Below are 18,107 nucleotides of genomic sequence, written 5' to 3'. Positions count from 1 at the left end.
TTCCTAACTAGGCTATTACTCCACCAACTATCAAGGCAATCCCTATAAAAATACCAAAAACAGTAATTCCTATTGCCTCATTTCTAGCCTCTAATTCTACATTGAAATTATATTTTTTATTTACGATATCTATTAAAAAATACGCTGCAATAAAAAATACTATTCCAGCTACTGAATATACTACTGTATCTAATACTCCATTTATTAGCTCTGGAGCTTTATTGGCAATTGTAAGTGTCTTTATAGCAAAATGTATTATAGTTCCAAGACCTATATATATTCCTGCTGAAACCCAACCTACAGCCTTATTTCCATCTTTCAATTCTTTTGGAAAATCACAAGGCACTATAAAATCTATAAGGAAATATCCAGCTAACATTACTACTATTCCTACCAAAACATAAACTACTAATTCTAACATTGTTCCAAACATTTTACCCTCCTAATTTATTTACCACTACTTAGTCCACCACCTGATGATGATCTACTGCTTGTACTTGATTGTCTCACTGAACTTGAATATGTATCAAAGTATCCATTACCCATATCCTGTACTATAGGTCCCTTATAAGTCCTATATGGAGATTCTGATTTGAATTTTTTAGAATCCGTTGGATAAGCATATTTATGATAGTTACCTGTATACCATAAAAAAGTATTATAATTTGAGTGATATGGTTTAGCCTTTGTTCCATAGGCATATTCTCTGTTAGAAACCTGTATATATGTCTCAGATGGTTTATCTTCTGGATGGTATACTATACAATATTCTTTTTTTGTAAGTATACTTGTACTCGAATTTGCTCCACTAAGACCATTATCTGTTACAGATTCAGTTTTACCATTTATAGCATCAATTAAATCAGTAGTTACTTTTTTTATCTCGCTATCTGTTCCTGCACCATTTGTATCTGTTTCTTTATAAATATTTGCTTTCTCTTTGTTTTCGCCAGTGAGTGAAGTTACATATTCATAATTTGGTCCATTTTTCAAATGTTCTTCAATTGTTGGTGTTAGACCAAATACATCATCTATTTTAGGTCCCAATAAATCAAATATAGGAGCACCCAAAAATATAATTGCTGCTAAAATTAATCCCCAAGGTATCTTTTCTAATATACCTTTATGTGATTGTTCTTTTAGTAAAATAATATCTTTTTCTTCTACGTAATGTCCTTCTGATATCTCAGTGCCATCTTCCCATATTTCAAGAGAAAAAGTTTTCTTACCCTCTTCATCTTCATATTCTACAAACTCTGAATATTCTCCAGAATCAACATCTACATCTCCATCGGCATATACTACAACTTGATTTCCTTCATCTACTTTCTTCCATTCATTACGAATCTGTCCATTTTGAAGATAAGAAGGTCTCGATATACTATATTCTTTACAAATATCATCAACACTTAACCATTGCTCACCTTCTTTAGTTTGCAATCTATAATCTGTCCATTTATTACTGTCTTTTGTATTTTTATATATAATTTTTCCAATAATTGTGCATTTTATACCTTCTATTTTTAATATATTTCCTATGTCGAAATTTATCAAATACGCTCCTCCCTTCTTTTTATAAATTTAGTTTCATATGAATTATTTTCTTTATGGAGCTGCCATTATAATTGTATGTATATTCAAAACCCATACTCTCATAAAGTCTAATTCCTTTATCCATAACCCCTTTGATTGAATCTAAGTATATTGATTTATAATGTAATTTTTTTGCTTCTTCTATTGCGTGAAATATTAATTTATATCCTAATTTTTTACTTCTATATTTTGGCCTAACATAAAGTCTTTTCAATTCGCATTTATCCATATCTAACTTAGTAATAGCTACACATCCTGCTAATTCATTCTTATAGTAAGCAATAAAAATTTTTCCATTTGGCGGATAATACTTCTTTTCAAGATTATTAAATTCTTCTTCAAAATTTTGAAACCTCAATACTTTTTTTATGCTGTCATCGCTACTTATTATTTCACTGATATATTCAGATAGTAAAGTTCTTATTTGTTCTTTTTTATCATAATCTTCAATAATATTTATATCAGTCATCAACATCCTCCTCGCATTTAGAAACTGACTTTTATACTGTTATATATTCATGGAAAGTAAATTTTTTTGATTTACATAATATAATTTTACTTTATATCACTTTATATTCCAAGACTTTTAATATTTATTTATTATATAAAATTGAATATTTATATAAAGTCTTGAATTAAAATAATAAAGGTAACTAAGATATCTTAGTTACCTTTATTATTTTAATTCAATTTTTACTTTTTAATGAATAAGAACCTAAGCCCATAATTATTGCTCCCCCAACTACATTTCCTAGTGTAACTGGCACTAGATTGTGTATTGCCATAGCCATTGTAACTTTTGACATAGTTCCAGATAGTAAGGGTACAGCATAAACTGTCATATTTGCTATACTGTGCTCAAAACCACTTGTTATGAAGGCAAATAAACAAAATACTGTCATAAATAATTTAGCAACATCATTTTCTGTTCTAAAGGTGATCAAAACAGCTAGACATACAAGCATATTACATAAAATTCCCTTGTAAAATAACTGTATAAATGTTCCAGAAGCTTTTGCTTGTGCTGCATTTGAGAAAAATTCTGCCAATGGACCTTTTGCCATAAATCCAGCTCCTACAAATATAAAACTTAAAATAATTGCTCCTATAAGGTTTCCAATATAAGATGTGCACCAAACTTTTATTAAGTCAGATAATTTAGTCCCTTTATTCATAGTACCGACAGTCATAACCATGTTGTTACCTGTAAATAAATCTGTACCTGTGAAAATTACCAAATTAAGTGCAATACCAAATGCAAGCCCCATAACTGTTTTAGTCGCTGGGCTTTTACCTAGCTGACTTCCAATAGTAAAAATTAATAAAATACCAATGCCAATGAAGGCACCAGCAAATGCGGATGAAATCAAATATTTTAAAATACTTGATTTTAAAACTTCAGCTTTTTTCTTAGCTGCATTTGTCATTTTTTCAATCGTAATATCGTACATAATATCTCCTCTTTATAACCCATTTAGATTACTTATATATTTATTTGTGATTATATTATCATTTGTATTTTAAAAAAACTGTGACTTATGTCACAGTTTTAATTAATTTTTATATTATAGATTGAAATATGTTTTTTATAAATCATTCTCATTCATTACTTTATAACCATTTTCTATTAACTTTTTTGCAAACAAGCCATTACCCTCAATTAATTTTCCTGAAAATGTACCATCATATATTTCTTTATATCCACAGCTTGGACTCTTTGCCTTTAGTATAGCTAAATCAATTGAATTTTCTTCAGCTAATTTATAAGCCCGTTCTGTACCTAAGACAAATTGATCATTCACATTTTTGCCATTTTTGTCTATTACTATATCATTTACTATTTCTGCGGGCACTCTAGGAATTGGTAATCCTCCCATTACTTCAGGACATACAGATATAATTTCATGACCTTTTATATAATCCATTACATTTTTACTATAATTATTTTTTCCATTATATTTACAATCCTGTCCTAATAGACACGAACTTACTAAAATTTTCATATTTATTTACTCCCAATCTTTACATATATCCACCCAATCTTTAAAGTTTGAATATTTTTCTAATTCTCCAATACTTAATTCTATGGCACTATTACTAGACCCTGCGTCTGGAAATACCGTATCAAATCTCTTTAATGACTTATCTAAATATACGTCCACTTCATCATTTATTGCAAATGGACAAACTGCACCAATTACATGACCTATTAATTTTTCTACCGAATCTGCTGGTATCATTTTTGCCTTTGTATTAAATTTAGCTTTAAATTTGGAATTAGCAATTTTTGCATCCCCAGCAACTACCACTAAAATAGGTTTTTTTCTACTAAAAATGACATTGTCTTTGCAATTCTCTTTTCTTCACATCCCACAGCTTGAGCAGCTAATTCTACCGTTGCACTTGAGACATCAAATTCTAGAATCTTGTTTTCCATAGAATAGGATTTAAAAAATTCTTTTACTTTATCTATTGACATAAATTCTCTCCCTCTATTAATGATTTAATATAAAAATATCCTAAAAAGACTTTCTTTTGACTCTTTCTATTAGATTCAAGACCTTATCCTCTATTAAAGTAATTGTTTTAATGAACTCTTCATCACTTTTTCCGGTAGGATCTTCCAGCCCCCAATCCTCTTTTTGAAATTTATAAGACATTATTGGACAAGATACATTACACCCCATAGTTATTAAGTAGTCCACAGGTGGTATGTCACTTATTAACTTAGTTTTTTGATTTTTTTCCATATCAATTCCATATATTTTTTTTATTAGTCTTACTCCATCCTGATTTATTTTGCTTTTTACTTCTGTTCCTGCTGAATACACTTCTAGTATGTCTAATCCATATTTTTTAGCCAAAGCCTCAGCAATTTGACTTCTGCAAGAATTATGTACACAAACAAAAGCTACTTTTGTCTCTTTCAAATCACATATCCTCCATTCTAAATAAAATTTATATACAATGCAAATATTTGAATTATTTCCCTAAATTAATATATAAATATATTATATCATCACTTATTTATAACCATTAATTTATTTTAAATTAAATTTGAATTTGATTATTCTTTATATATAGCTATATTGTAAACCTAAATAAATTTATGTTTACAATATAGTTCTTATATGCTATTATTATTTCTATAAATTTAAAAAGGAGATTATTTTCATGGAAAAAACACTTACTAATATCAATTTGGATGTAAAATCGATGGTTTTATGTTCAATATTTTCTGCATTATATGTAGTTGGAGCTTTTATACAGATACCTCTACCTAATTCAGATTACTTTACACTACAATATTTATTTATTATTTTATCTGCAATGGTTCTAAGTCCTAAAAAGGCGCTGTTGTCTGTGTGTATATATTTAGCTTTAGGTCTAGCTGGTTTTCCTGTATTTGCAGCAGGCGGTGGTATTACTTATATATTAAAACCTAGCTTTGGATATCTAATTGGTTTTGCAGTTAGCTCTTATATAGTATCTTACCTGTTAAACAATCGTAATAAAAAATTCTCTAATTTTTTTATGGCTGGAATTGTTGGATTTTTGATAATATATGTTATTGGTTTTATTTATAAATATACCGCATTAAATTTATTTATGGGTGTAAAAACACCATGGCTTGTTATTTTTTTAGGCGCCTTTCCTATAGATATGCCTGGAGATTTAATTGCTACTATTTTGGCAGCAATACTAGCTCCAAAAATTAGAAGGGCGGTATACGCTGATGGAAGATAATCTATATAACTTAAAGGCAAAGAAACTAAAAGATATGGTTATAAATGGTTATGAAGTTGATTTGGATGATATTGAAATACTCAAATACTGTGATTTAAATATTCTATGTGAGTTAGCTTGTCAAATTAGAGATGCTTTATCTGATGGAGAGTTTGATTTATGTACAATTATAAATGGTAAAAGCGGTAACTGTAGCGAAAATTGTTCTTTTTGTGCTCAGTCATCACATCACAACGTAACTGTTGATAAATATGATATTTTAGAAAAAAGTGAAATAGTAAATTCTGCAATAAAAAATTATAACAATAAAATAAATAGATTTTCTATAGTTACCTCTGGCAGAAGCCTAAAAGATAAGGAGTTAATAAAATTATGTAATACATTTGAAGAAATATCTTTAAAATGTCCTATTAATCTTTGTTCTTCAAATGGTCTTTTGACATATGAGCAATTACTAAGACTAAAAAAAGCTGGTGTTAGTAGATACCACAATAACTTAGAAACTTCTAAGTCATTTTTCTCAAATATATGCACCACTCATACTTATGATGACAAAGTAAAAACTATAAAAGCAGCACAAAAGGCTGGTCTTAAAATATGTAGTGGTGGAATATTTGGTTTAGGCGAAAACTTAGACCACAGAATTGAAATGGCATTAGACTTAAGAAAATTAAATGTCGATTCTGTACCGATAAATATATTAAATCCTATATCAAATACACCCTTAGAAAATAATAAAATTTTAAACTATGACGAAATTATTAGATCTATTTCTATTTTTAGATTTATCTTGCCACATAAAAATATAAGACTGGCAGGTGGGAGGATATTACTTGATGATAATGGTTTAAAGGCAATAAATTCAGGTGTAGACTCTATGATTTCTGGTGATATGCTTACTACCTCTGGAATTAATCCTACTGATGATATTAAAACGATAGAAAGTATGGGTTTTTCAATAAAAAAAACTAATGACAATGGTATTTTAGAAGATCACATTTCTAATATCTCACAAGTATTGTTAGAAGATACAAATTCCGATAAAAAAGCAATTTTTATAAGTGGAGCCAACACAGATATTGGTAAAACATATATTAGTGGAGAAATATGTAGTATTCTTAAGGATTCAAATATAGATGTAACATATTATAAACCAGTCCTAAGTGGAGCTCATTTAGATACAAATTATGATAATAATAATTTAATTGCAGGCGACTGTAAATATGTAATAGAAAGATCTAACTTGAATAAAAAACCTAATGAGCTTTGCTCTTATATATTTAGACAAGCATATTCACCTCATTTAGCATCTTTTATAAATGAAAAAGAAATATCTCTTGATATTATCAAAAATGATTTTTTTGATTTATATAATAAAAGCGATTATACAATAGTGGAAGGATGTGGTGGAATAGTTTGCCCTATACATAAATCCCAATATAAATTAATAATGCAGACTGATATTATAAAAATGCTGAACATAGATATTATTTTAGTAATAGGCTCAGATTTAGGTTCAATCAATCAAGCAGTGACCACTTTTGAATACTGTATAAACATGAATATTAATGTGAGAGCAATAATAATGAATAAGTTTGATACTACTAATATAAAACATATAGACAATAAAAAAATGATAGAACAGTTGACAGACAAACGCGTATTTTATTGTGAATAATACTTTGATACATTTTAAAATTTGAAATACACTTAGATAAATATTTACAACATAAACAATGTTATTAATAAAAAAACGAAGCGAATAAATTTGCTTCGTTTTTTTATTAAATTTTTCAGTAGTCATACTACTATATATTATTTCACAAATACTACAGGCTTTATTAAATCCTTTGGTTTTTTATGCATTAAATCTAGGGCATCAGATAGGTGTTCAATACCTTCAAATGTATGAGTAACTAATTTTTCTGGATGTATTCTTCCAGTCATTACAAGATCTGCAAGTCTTTCCATCCTCTTCCTTCCTCCTGGCATTAATCCACCCCTGATTTGTTTATGGCCCATTCCTGCTCCCCAATCTTCGCGAGGTATTTTAACATATTCACCTTCACCAAGGTAATTTACATTTGCTATTATTCCTCCCGGTTTTACAGCCTTTACCGCTTCTATAAAAGTATCAACCGTACCTCCTGCTATTATTACTTTATCTACTCCTTTATTATTTGTAAGTTTCATTATTTGCTCATCTATTTTTCCATCTCTATAACTTATTATATTATTTGCACCAAATTCTTTGGCTATTTCTATACAATTTGGTCTAGTGCCAACTGCATATATATTAGCTGCTCCTCTTAACTGAGCTCCTGCAACAGCCATCAAACCTACCGGACCTATTCCAACAACTAATACATTATCTCCAAACTGAATATCAGCAAGCTCTGCTCCATGAAATCCAGTAGGAACCATATCTGAAAGCATTGCTGCAGCAGTTAAATCCATTCCTTCAGGCAAATGTGCTAGGTTTCCATCAGCATCATTTACATGGAAAAATTCACCAAATACACCGTCCTTAAAATTGGAAAATTTCCATCCGGCCAACATGCCATTTGAATGCATAGAGAATCCATCTTGTGCTTCTAGAGAATTCCAATCCGGTGTTATAGCTGGAACTATACATTTATCTCCAACTTTAAAATCTTTAACTAATTCTCCTACCTCTACAATCTCACCTACGCCCTCATGACCCAATATCATATCTGTTCTTTCTCCAATTGCACCCTCAAATACTGTATGAATGTCTGATGTGCAAGGTGCTAAGGCTATTGGTTTTAATATTGCATCCATAGGACCACATAGTGGTCTTTCCTTTTCAATCCAAGCTGTTTCTCCAATTTTTTTCATAGCAAATGCTTTCATAATATTAAACCTCCATATTTGTATAATATTTATCAATTTCCTATATGATATAATAATTTTTTAACAAAGTCAATATAATAATTATATTTTAATTATAAAAAAGCTTTATATTATAGATAAAAATTATTTACTATAGCTATTATTGAATGTTAAACAAGCTATCGCATTATTTATAATTCAATAAAAAAAGATATACTTATATAAATATATCTTTTTTCATTTTATTCTTATAATCTTTATATAAATATAGCATTATTATTATTTGTATGATAGGTATAACCCACATCGCGATATTCAGTAAATTATGATTTTCTAAAAGTCTACTCAAAAATATATAGTCCCATAAACTATGATGCAAAATCAATAATATAATATTATGAGTATATAAATACATAACTGCAAAAAATATTCCAAATACAAATGTGCTAAATAGTTGAAAAGCCATTTGGTCTATACTCACACCTCCAAATAGATTCATAGTATGAAGAATAGAAAATGCAAGAGATGAATAAATTATAGCTTTTTTTATACTAGTTTGTCTCAGTAACTTAGAAAAAAGAATTTTTCTATAGCTTACCTCTTCTCCTATTCCTATTAATAATGTCAATATTGGCAACATTAAATGTTTATAGCTTAAAGAATAATCTTCTATAAATAATACTGTTGCTATAAATAGAACAGGCAGAAAACATACATGAAAAAGAAAATACTGTCTATTTTCTCTCCATTTTATTTTTAAATCTTCTTTATTTATAAAGTAAAAAATTAATGATATTGATGCTAGTATTATCAAAACTGGTAGAAAATTATATATTAATTCTGAATCAGTATATAATACATTAAAAAATATTTTTAATACAAATAAACCAATACCCATTATACCCATATAAGTACTTATATACAAATAGTATTTTTTCAAAAAATCTCCCCTTTACTATTAAACTTACTAAATTTATTTTCTTAAATTTTTTGCATTGTTAGAATAATATACAAATTTCCTTAAATATAAATTAATTAATCTTGTAATTATTTAATATAATTGTCTAAAATAATAAAAAATAGGAGATAAACTCCTATTTTTTATTATTTTAAAATTCTTAACTAGTTATTTTTGGATATTATTTTCTTCACCATTTACTTTATTTACACTATTATCAGTCGATGACCCCTGAGACTTTGCTTCACCAGTATTTTCATTCGACTTTATTACAGTTGGTAAAACAATTTTTTCTATATTTTTGGTTTTAATTAATGTCTTTGTAGTCGATTTTATAGGTGGGTTTGAATTCTCACCATTTGAATAATGATTTATTATAGTAAAGCTTGTGCTATCAAACTCAGAGTACAATAATTCTTTAGACTTCTTATCGAAATAGTAATATAAATCAATATTTTTCTTCTTATCATTTTCTATTGCTTCTTTTAAATCCTGATGCTTGTTAATTAAATCATCTTTCAGCACACCTGCTTTTTTAAGTTCTTCAGATAAAGAATTATCATTAGATCTATGATAAACAACCTTTATTACATCTTTTCCATCTTTCTTTTCTTCCCCTTTAATTTCATATTTATCTATATTTTCATCCATCATTGTACTATTAATGACACCATCTATCAATTCTTTATTTAATGGAGCATTATTTTCTAGCTCTGCTTTTTCTTGACCTGGCTTAACAACATATACATCTATTTTTTCATCATTTAATTTATAGAATATTTCTAATTTATTTTTATCATCATTAGGATCAGCAGATTTAATCTTTACAAGATTTTTATCTTTACTAATAGTATATTCATATTTTTGTTTAGCTATTTTACCGTCTTTAAACTTAATAGTGGTTTCTTGTATGGACTGCCTGTCACTTTCCTTATTTATATTTTCTATAGAAGTCTTTAGCCATGTATTATTATTTTTATCAACATTAGTTTTTTGTGCTGCTTTTTGCCCACATCCGCTTAATATAAAAGAAACTAAAAGTACACTAGCAATTAATTTTTTTTTCATCTTTACCTCCAAAATATCTTAATATTATTTATTAAAGCTTTTCTATACAATTTTAATCTTATTTAAATATAAACTATAAAATAAGATTACTTATTTACTACTATACTTTAAGATATCAAATTTTTCAATGATGAATTAGAATATGCATGTACTTTTAAAAATCATTTTTAAAGCTCTGGCTTTATAAAATAAGTTTCAAATCTCCAATATTCATCTAATAGTGAATTTGGGACTGTTATTATATACTCTTTATATTCTTCATTATATTTTCCTTCACCTAAAAGCTTATCGTTTTCAAAAATTGAAATTTTTTTAACAATATGTTTTGGCTTAAATCTATATCTAAATTCATTGTTGAACATTTCAAATGTTTCTATCTCCCCATTTTCATATTCAATCTGACCTTTAGTAGCAAATCTCATATGCTTGTATTTTGAAAATTGCACAGAATAACTTATATGAGAATTTGCTGTTTTCTCTCTAAATTCTATAGAAATATTGTTATTTTTATCCAAATTAGGGTCATTTTCATTTAAAATTTGATTATTACTATAATTACAAGATATACCAAATTCACTAAAACTTGGATATAAAACTTTCTCTTGCTTTCCATTAGAATAATGTAATATTACTCCTACATCTTTCATATTTATAGGTTTACCAAAATAGAGTGGAGATTTCAATAAATTTATTGGTTCCATCCAAATAACTACAGGTTTTTGATTTACTATTTTACCAGATATCTTATCTTTATAAGCTTGTGCTGAATTTTTAAGAGCGGCAATTACAGCGCTCATATGTCCTTTTGAAGTTATCGTAGCACCAGAAATGACATCATACTCTTCCTTTTGTCCACTATTTGCTCTCACTAATAAATCAGCTCTTTTTACACCTTTTATATCCAAGCCTGCCATCATACTTAATAATTTATCCTTCTTTTCTGCATACTGTGCGAATGAAAATCCAGAAGTTACATCATCATCAGTATAACGAACTGATTCAGCTCTTGTAATTTTTCCATCTTTAACATTAATTTTTACAACTGATGGACCACTTTTGTATTTTCTAATTGTTGAATATGAATAATATACACCTGAATCAGCAGTGCCGTAGAAATCACCATTTTCTAAAGGTGTATCATCTTTTAAATCTATTTTCTCATCTAGTCCCTCATCTTCATATGAATTATTTTCTTTCTTTGAAAATTGCTTAATTTTCTTTTCTATATTGTCAGATACAGAATTTTCTCCTCCTATAATTGTTACTTTACTTACTTTTTTTATAATTTCTTCTACTTCCTTAGATAATTTATTATTTTTGGTTAATACTATTGGAGCATTCATTTTTTTTGCTAAGGGTGCCACTGACAAAGCATCAGGATATTTATATCCATTCACTAATATAACGTTATCAATTTCACCGAATTCTTGAGCAATATTTACAGATGTCTTAAATCTGTCTTCACCAGCTAATCTTTTTCCAAATGTTTCTCTTATAGACTTTTCTCCACCAAAAGTATATTCAACTTTTAAATCATTGGGAATTTCTTTTTTATTTTCTTTATGTATTAATAAAAGAGGTAATTTCTTCTTTGCTAAGAATGGACCAGCAGTCAAACTATCATGTAATTTTTCACCGTTTGCTATACCTACCCTGCTATATCCACTATTTCTTACTATATTCAGAGAGGTTTCATATCTATCTTTTCCAAACACTCTTCGCGCATTATATTTTTTATTTATAGAGTCATAAATTTTTGAAGATATCACTTCTTCTCCTCCTAATACTCTCACTCTTTTTATTTTCAATTTATTTAGACTATTTTCCAGTTCGTCTTTATCATCAGTTAAAATAATTCCTTCTCCTTTAATTGCAGCTATAGGCGCTATAGAAAGTGCATCAGCAAAATTCCATGCATTAACTATGTTTGCTTTATTAGTATTTAATTTTTTTGAAATCATTAATGAAGTTTCAATTCTATCTTTCCCACCAATTCTCTCTACTTCAATCCTGTTTACCTTTTGTTTATCAACTTTCTCAGCTAATACAGAAACCTTTACATTACAAATAACTGTAATAGCCATAATTAAACTACTCATTTTTTTAAAACTACTCATTTTTCTCCTCCATTTTATGATTGTTTTTATTAAATAACATATATTCTCATTTAATAAAAATTATAACATATCTTTTTATTTATACAATTACTTTTTTATAAAATTTAGTATCTTTTAAACCCTAATTCTACTTCATGTTCAATTTTTTTGTTACATATTTATTTGTATACTAAAAAAAGAGTTACATATGTAACTCTTTTTTTAGTATACTTAACAGCATTAGTTTTTATATAATTTTCAATTTATCATTATTCTATTATTTATTACTACTCTATTGATTCTTTTTTTGAACCTTCTCCTTCTGCTATTAAATTACCTTTTAAATCAAATTTTTCTACAGTTCCGCCATTAATATGGTATGTAATTACATTATTACCTTTTGTAATTAAGTCACCATTAACTATGAACTCCTTGATTGCCCCACCTTTTAAGACGCTAATAGCATCAGCTTTAAGTGTTTTTATTTCTCCTTTTACTAATGTTTCTCCTTCACTCCCTGATGTTGATACTTTATTTCCAATTGTAATCTTTCCAACTGGTTTGCTAAATTGCATTCCTATTGAACCATCACCCATTGTTATAATATTTTCAAAATATGCTTCTTCTATTGTTCCATCATACTGATTAAATCCTCTAGAACCATTTCCATAAGTTATTATATTTTTTTCAGATAAAAAATTCTTCACTGTACCAAAATTTACAAAACCTATTCCACTAGAACCATAACTGATTACATCTTCTTTTACTAACCAATTATCTACCCTCCCCCATACGTCTAGTACTATCATTCGTACCATATGTATAGATACATCCATATGACTCAATTTCTTTGGCATATGCACCATAAACTATAAATATACCTCCTGTTATTAAATTAGGTTGACCTAAAGGAATCATTCCATTTGAATATATATCAGCTGTAGTCAATTTTTCTATGATTACAAAACCAGATTCATCATTAAACCCAGAGATAAAAACACCACTCCCTATAACCGGTGCGTTTTTTCTACCTATTGATATATCTTCTGCCTTTACATTGATTATACTATCTTTTTGGGGATTAAAATTATATACTGTCAATGCACCTTGGTAAACATTAACACCATATTTCATAGGTCTTTCACAAAAGAATCTAGCATCAGCTGACACTATATCCAATTTATTTATATTTAAATTCAACTTTTTATTATTGCCTCTTGTAAGAATTTGAACTACACCAGTCACTGTAAGATTATTTAAATTAATATCTCCAAGATCTTCTTCACTTGAATCTATAAAAATTGCTCTGTTTCTAGGACTCGTTTGAATTGATATATCCGATATTTCATTTTGACCGCTTAAACCTATACCATCTCCATTAATAAAACTCAAAAATATATTTTTTTCTTTAGCTATTAGTTTCTGCCCCTTTTTTAAGTTTATCATGTTGGGAGCGGATATAGACTTACTCATCTCTATTATATTTTCATTATTATCTATAGCTTCTTGTAATTGAACAAAATTTGAAACTTTCATAATCTTTCTCCTTTCTTAAAGTTATATTATATTTTTTGTTTTAAATTTATCATTTAGAAAATCATTATATCTCTTTTATAAAAATGAATTTTAATCTATTAAATACTTTTTCTTAAAAATAGGACTAATTAATTAGATTAGCCCTTTTTTCATTAATAATAATATTATTTTTTAATATTGTATTATCTAAAAATATAAAAATTTATTTATAGTTTTTCTACTAACTTTATGTGATTCAAGAAAGATTTTACAGCCTTATCTAAAAACATTTTTGTTTTTTCCACCATTCATAGTAAACTTTGAGCCATCACTAATGTTCACAACACCTACACTATCACTATTAAGCAAATTAGATGCAATGGTGTTATTATAAATATCACCGCCATCCATTATCATTGTTCCACCATTTTCTACCAATACCGCGTTTGAAGAATAAATTACCGATTGACTATTAGCAGTGATTTTATTATCATGTATTGAGCCTGAGATCAAATGAAGAGTTGAGTTTGGACCATTAGAATATATGGGCGCTACATAAGCTCCATAACCTATATGCTGATTGGTGAATTCTGCCCCATCAATAACTGTTGTTCCTCTGTTATTTAATAGTAGACCTGTTTCATTCATTATCCCAGTACTTGGATTACTTGTACTACCGCCATCTATTATCATTTTTCCTGGACTACTCTTGAAGATAAGACTAGCGCCCTCTTTCACATCAAATAAACTAGAAAAATATGTACTAACTCTTTTAAATAAAACTGAAGTTTGAGACGAAGGATCAACATTAAAAGTGAAATTTTTACCAGAATCTATTCTTAATGCTGAATCTATTAGATAATCTCCTCCCATTAAATAAATATTTGAACTAGTCAAAGTGCTTAAAGCATTTCTTAATTCTGTAATATTAGATACGAACGTATTTGTAGTTGGAGTTGTTGCTAAAGTTTTAGTGTTTCTTACTATTGATTTTCTATTATCTTTATTTACTTTTTTGTTTGTAGTAAAACTAGAATTTATTTTAGAAGTTTCTTTTCTATTAATGGGCTCTGTTGATAAATTAGTTTTGAGATTTAAATAGTTAGTTTCTTTATTGTCTACTTTTGATGTATTAGTTAAATTATTAGTATTTATATTTTTGTTATTAGAGCCATTACTATCAGTAGAAATATTTGCATTAGTTTCAGATTGAATATCAGTGTCTGTATTAGTATCAACATTAGGATTAGGATTAATATTACCGTTAGTATTAGAATTAATATCAAAATCTCTTTCAACATTTGTATTTTTTTTTATTTATAACTTCTGAGTTTATAGAATCATTATAACTCTTAGCATCGTAATTTTTAGTCGTTTGTATAGTTGTTGAGACTGATTGATTTGATTCTAAGGCAGATGATTCTACTACCGTGTATCCTAAAAATATGCTCCAACCAATAATACAGGAAGCCAAACCTATAGATAATTTTCTTAATGCATAAACGGGTTGTTTATTTTCGTTTTTTTTATTTTTTTTTCTAAATTCTTTACATCGTCATTAAACATACAACTTTCTCCTTACTTGTTAATATCTTTTCTTATAATTAAATTTTTAACTTTACAAACTATTTTTATATTAAAATTTATTATATCATATAACAATGTCTATTAAAATAAATTTAATATGCAATATTTATAAAAAATATCAATCATTTCATATTTTATTTATTTGTTCAATATTAACTTTTGATACTATCCCACTAGAGAGATAAGATCATTTTTAAAAACAGGAATATTAAGTGCATGTGGCGCTTTTATTAAATATTTAACATCATATCTTCCTTTTTGATTATCATCAACCTCTCTATCTGTAATAAGATAATCATTATTTTTAATTATTCCGCTGAGAGTAGATAAATTATAATCTAATGTAAATAGTTCAATACTGATAATATATTTATGCTTGTCTAGTGAAAACTTTGTAAACCCTTTAAATATAGTTAATGTCAAAATGGCTACTAGTGTAGTTAAAAATGCAGCAGTATAATAACCCATACCACTTGCAAGCCCAATTCCTGCACATATCCACAGAGAAGATGTTGTTGTCAATCCATCAATATTTCCATTCTTATTAATTATTGTCCCCGCGCCTAAAAAACCAATTCCTGCCACAGCTTGCCCAGCAATTTTTGCTACATCAGCGTCATCGACAACTGTTCTAAATTGAATAGCTACAAGCATAATCAAAGTAGATCCCAATCCTACCATTACATGTGTTCTAAAACCCGCAGGTCTAGATTTTCTTTCCCTTTCAAAACCAATTATTCCACATAAAAAACACTTGCAAGCATCCTAACTACTAGTTCAATATTATCAATTACTTCCATATAAACCTCCAAAATCATATATTATAAGATTTCTAAAATTTATTTGTACAAGATTTATGCAACTATCACTTATTAAATAAATCTATTGATTATCTACCCAATAAATATATAAAAACTTAGTATTTTAATTTATAAACTTTTCCACTAAAATTTTTATTTATTTAAATTATATTTATTTATCATAGTTTTATCCTCTTTATTGTTTTATAAGATAAATATATTATGTCTAATAGCATATTATAATATTTTTTCATACATACTAAACAATTCATGTTTATACACTTTTGGCTCATCTGAATCTCTAACAATTTTCTAAAGCTTTGATGCAACTTTTAATTTATTTTTTACATCTTTGTTAGATGGATCTGCACAAAAATCTTTTAAAAACTGATTCCACTAGCATACTGACTTATCATATCTATCATAATTTGATTTACCATAATAAATATCCATCATATCATTAAAGGTAAAAATACTATCCTCTGTATCTTTTACTTTTCTCCAAGCTACAACCATATCCGCTTTAAATTTGAATTTTTTTATTATTTCAAACTCTTGGTAGGACTTTATATCATTAAAATTTGGTCTCATTCACTTTGCTTCTCCATTTAAAATTTATCTTTATTACAAATATAAAATCTTTATTATATATAAATACAATATTTAGTAAATAGAATGTCTAGGGATAGTCTTCAGTTTATCCTTGGAAGTCCTATTTTTGTTATTTAAATAAATTTCCTTTTTTATAAAATCTGGCTGTTTGATCATTAATTTATACTCTAGTTTATCCTTATCTAATTCAAATCTTGTAGTTTCAGTAGGCTCAATAATGCTTCCAAAGGAAATACTATGAAATCTGTAAATTTGCTGCTCTTTACACTTTTTTTACAAATATACTTATGATACATTTTTATACTATAAGATAAAGTTCATGATTCTCCAATATACCTTTTAATGCCTCTTTTGTTGTGTAATGATATATTGAATTTCCTTTTATTTTTTCTATCTTTATTATTCCGTCAATATAATATTTTTCCATATTATTCTCCTTTATTAAGAATATATTTATTATCTATATAATCATTTAATCAACTTTAAAATCATCCTCACTCAATATAATCTCTTCTATATCATCTTCTTAATCGCCATCAAAATTTTCATTAATAAACCATTCTATAGATCTTTTAGCGATTACTTTTGTTTCGATAAAATCAAATTCTCCACCTAAAACTGCGCCAACACCCGGTACCATTTTACCTAAGATCATTAATCCTTTGCTACCAAATTTAGTTATCAATTTAAAACCTACTGCTTGATTTATTTTTGTAAGTACTTTATCTGGTATTTTTCATATCAGACTAGTAGAAAATTTATTCTCAAAGCTTATTGCAGTTTATATTAACACTTTTTTCATACATACACTTGCCAAGTATACATATACAAAAGTTTGAGTTTCGTCACTATTTAAATCATCTCCATTAATATATGCTACTGCAGCTATAATACTAATCTGAATATATATTGCACTAGTAATGTCGCTGGTAAGGTAATTAGCATAGTAATAAAACCTCCAAAACAAGTTAAAAATCCTGAAGTAGTACATTTTAATATTTGATTGTTTACCAAAGCTTCGCTAGCTTTTTTTATCTTTATATTTTTCTAAATACTCATTCGTAAATTGATACACTGATTTCTTACATTTGGTATACTACTTAAAATACTATTATATACCATATCTAATACTATAATGATTGTTTCTTGATTCATCTCCCCTTTTTAGGCATTTTAATTCCATACTTTAATCTAATTTTTTTATTTGTTTTAATTATAATAATTTATACATAAAATAATTTGATTAACCTATTATTAATAGTATTCCTACGCCAATTA

General features: G+C 27.3%; 23 protein-coding genes. 3 read left to right on the top strand and 20 right to left on the bottom strand.

Annotated features, from left to right (window positions below; translation table 11 throughout):
• Nucleotides 1-7: 7 nt before the first annotated feature.
• From O0R46_RS02825 to O0R46_RS02795, 8 genes are all read right to left on the bottom strand, one after another.
• Complete coding sequence (locus tag O0R46_RS02825) at nt 8-433, bottom strand: DUF350 domain-containing protein (RefSeq protein WP_269312067.1); 426 nt, start codon at nt 431-433, stop codon at nt 8-10.
• Nucleotides 434-447: 14 nt separating this feature from the next.
• A complete protein-coding gene (locus O0R46_RS02820; RefSeq protein WP_269312066.1) occupies nt 448-1,554 on the bottom strand; it encodes a DUF4178 domain-containing protein in 1,107 nt (368 codons plus the stop codon).
• A gap of 19 nt (nt 1,555-1,573) precedes the next feature.
• The gene (locus O0R46_RS02815) at nt 1,574-2,062 is read right to left on the bottom strand and encodes a GNAT family N-acetyltransferase (protein WP_269312065.1); all 489 of its coding nucleotides are present in this window, start codon (nt 2,060-2,062) and stop codon (nt 1,574-1,576) included.
• Between the two features lie 217 nt (nt 2,063-2,279).
• Entirely contained in the window at nt 2,280-3,044 is a 765-nt protein-coding gene (locus O0R46_RS02810) for a formate/nitrite transporter family protein (RefSeq protein WP_269312064.1), read from the bottom strand.
• 135 nt (nt 3,045-3,179) lie between these two features.
• Nucleotides 3,180-3,596, bottom strand: a complete 417-nt coding sequence (locus O0R46_RS02805) for a 2-thiouracil desulfurase family protein (protein ID WP_269312063.1) — start codon at nt 3,594-3,596, stop codon at nt 3,180-3,182.
• Nucleotides 3,597-3,602: 6 nt separating this feature from the next.
• A complete protein-coding gene (locus tag O0R46_RS10245) occupies nt 3,603-3,902 on the bottom strand; it encodes a YbaK/EbsC family protein (RefSeq protein ID WP_331275613.1) in 300 nt (99 codons plus the stop codon).
• On the bottom strand, nt 3,902-4,072 hold the full coding sequence (locus O0R46_RS10240; protein ID WP_331275612.1) for a hypothetical protein: 171 nt from the start codon (nt 4,070-4,072) through the stop codon (nt 3,902-3,904). Before O0R46_RS10240 ends, O0R46_RS10245 begins: the two co-directional genes overlap by 1 nt.
• A gap of 40 nt (nt 4,073-4,112) precedes the next feature.
• Nucleotides 4,113-4,523: an arsenate reductase ArsC gene (locus tag O0R46_RS02795; RefSeq protein ID WP_269312062.1), complete on the bottom strand. Its 411-nt coding sequence runs from the start codon at nt 4,521-4,523 to the stop codon at nt 4,113-4,115.
• A gap of 244 nt (nt 4,524-4,767) precedes the next feature.
• Between O0R46_RS02795 and O0R46_RS02790 the strand changes: the two genes are divergently transcribed.
• Together O0R46_RS02790 and bioB are read left to right on the top strand one after the other, a co-directional pair.
• Complete coding sequence (locus O0R46_RS02790; protein WP_269312061.1) at nt 4,768-5,340, top strand: biotin transporter BioY; 573 nt, start codon at nt 4,768-4,770, stop codon at nt 5,338-5,340.
• Nucleotides 5,330-7,018, top strand: coding sequence for a biotin synthase BioB (gene bioB, locus O0R46_RS02785; RefSeq protein ID WP_269312060.1), 1,689 nt, complete (start codon nt 5,330-5,332; stop codon nt 7,016-7,018). The genes O0R46_RS02790 and bioB overlap by 11 nt, the downstream gene beginning before the upstream one ends.
• A gap of 137 nt (nt 7,019-7,155) precedes the next feature.
• Here bioB and O0R46_RS02780 read toward each other — a convergent pair whose 3' ends face one another.
• From O0R46_RS02780 to O0R46_RS02750, 7 genes are all read right to left on the bottom strand, one after another.
• The gene (locus tag O0R46_RS02780) at nt 7,156-8,214 is read right to left on the bottom strand and encodes an NAD(P)-dependent alcohol dehydrogenase (RefSeq protein WP_269312059.1); all 1,059 of its coding nucleotides are present in this window, start codon (nt 8,212-8,214) and stop codon (nt 7,156-7,158) included.
• A gap of 196 nt (nt 8,215-8,410) precedes the next feature.
• On the bottom strand, nt 8,411-9,133 hold the full coding sequence (locus tag O0R46_RS02775) for a CPBP family intramembrane glutamic endopeptidase (RefSeq protein WP_269312058.1): 723 nt from the start codon (nt 9,131-9,133) through the stop codon (nt 8,411-8,413).
• Between the two features lie 186 nt (nt 9,134-9,319).
• Entirely contained in the window at nt 9,320-10,219 is a 900-nt protein-coding gene (locus tag O0R46_RS02770) for an ABC transporter permease (RefSeq protein ID WP_269312057.1), read from the bottom strand.
• 167 nt (nt 10,220-10,386) lie between these two features.
• Entirely contained in the window at nt 10,387-12,318 is a 1,932-nt protein-coding gene (locus O0R46_RS02765; RefSeq protein WP_269312056.1) for a cell wall-binding repeat-containing protein, read from the bottom strand.
• 284 nt (nt 12,319-12,602) lie between these two features.
• The gene (locus tag O0R46_RS02760; protein ID WP_269312055.1) at nt 12,603-13,124 is read right to left on the bottom strand and encodes a hypothetical protein; all 522 of its coding nucleotides are present in this window, start codon (nt 13,122-13,124) and stop codon (nt 12,603-12,605) included.
• Nucleotides 13,090-13,851 carry a hypothetical protein gene (locus tag O0R46_RS02755; protein WP_269312054.1) on the bottom strand — a complete coding sequence of 254 codons (762 nt, stop codon included), beginning with the start codon at nt 13,849-13,851 and terminating at the stop codon, nt 13,090-13,092. Before O0R46_RS02755 ends, O0R46_RS02760 begins: the two co-directional genes overlap by 35 nt.
• 255 nt (nt 13,852-14,106) lie before the next feature.
• Nucleotides 14,107-14,727 (bottom strand): hypothetical protein, encoded by a 621-nt coding sequence (locus O0R46_RS02750; protein WP_269312053.1) that lies wholly within the window; start codon nt 14,725-14,727, stop codon nt 14,107-14,109.
• 1 nt (nt 14,728) lies between these two features.
• Between O0R46_RS02750 and O0R46_RS02745 the strand changes: the two genes are divergently transcribed.
• Nucleotides 14,729-14,932, top strand: a complete 204-nt coding sequence (locus tag O0R46_RS02745; protein ID WP_269312052.1) for a hypothetical protein — start codon at nt 14,729-14,731, stop codon at nt 14,930-14,932.
• 192 nt (nt 14,933-15,124) lie between these two features.
• On the opposite strand, the gene O0R46_RS10210 is transcribed toward O0R46_RS02745, so the two are convergent.
• From O0R46_RS10210 to O0R46_RS02725, 5 genes are all read right to left on the bottom strand, one after another.
• Entirely contained in the window at nt 15,125-15,310 is a 186-nt protein-coding gene (locus tag O0R46_RS10210) for a hypothetical protein (protein ID WP_422763626.1), read from the bottom strand.
• 272 nt (nt 15,311-15,582) lie between these two features.
• Nucleotides 15,583-16,152, bottom strand: a complete 570-nt coding sequence (locus O0R46_RS02740; RefSeq protein WP_269312525.1) for an MgtC/SapB family protein — start codon at nt 16,150-16,152, stop codon at nt 15,583-15,585.
• A 461-nt stretch (nt 16,153-16,613) separates the two neighbouring features.
• Nucleotides 16,614-16,808 (bottom strand): hypothetical protein, encoded by a 195-nt coding sequence (locus O0R46_RS02735; protein WP_269312051.1) that lies wholly within the window; start codon nt 16,806-16,808, stop codon nt 16,614-16,616.
• 319 nt (nt 16,809-17,127) lie between these two features.
• Nucleotides 17,128-17,256 (bottom strand): hypothetical protein, encoded by a 129-nt coding sequence (locus O0R46_RS02730; RefSeq protein ID WP_269312050.1) that lies wholly within the window; start codon nt 17,254-17,256, stop codon nt 17,128-17,130.
• Nucleotides 17,257-17,355: 99 nt separating this feature from the next.
• A complete protein-coding gene (locus tag O0R46_RS02725; RefSeq protein WP_269312049.1) occupies nt 17,356-17,484 on the bottom strand; it encodes a hypothetical protein in 129 nt (42 codons plus the stop codon).
• Between the last annotated feature and the right edge of the window lie 623 nt (nt 17,485-18,107).

Source organism: Peptostreptococcus equinus (genome assembly GCF_027125355.1).
GTDB lineage: Bacteria > Bacillota > Clostridia > Peptostreptococcales > Peptostreptococcaceae > Peptostreptococcus > Peptostreptococcus equinus.
Note: the sequence above shows the minus strand (reverse complement) of the source record. Positions and strands in the feature narration are given on the sequence as shown.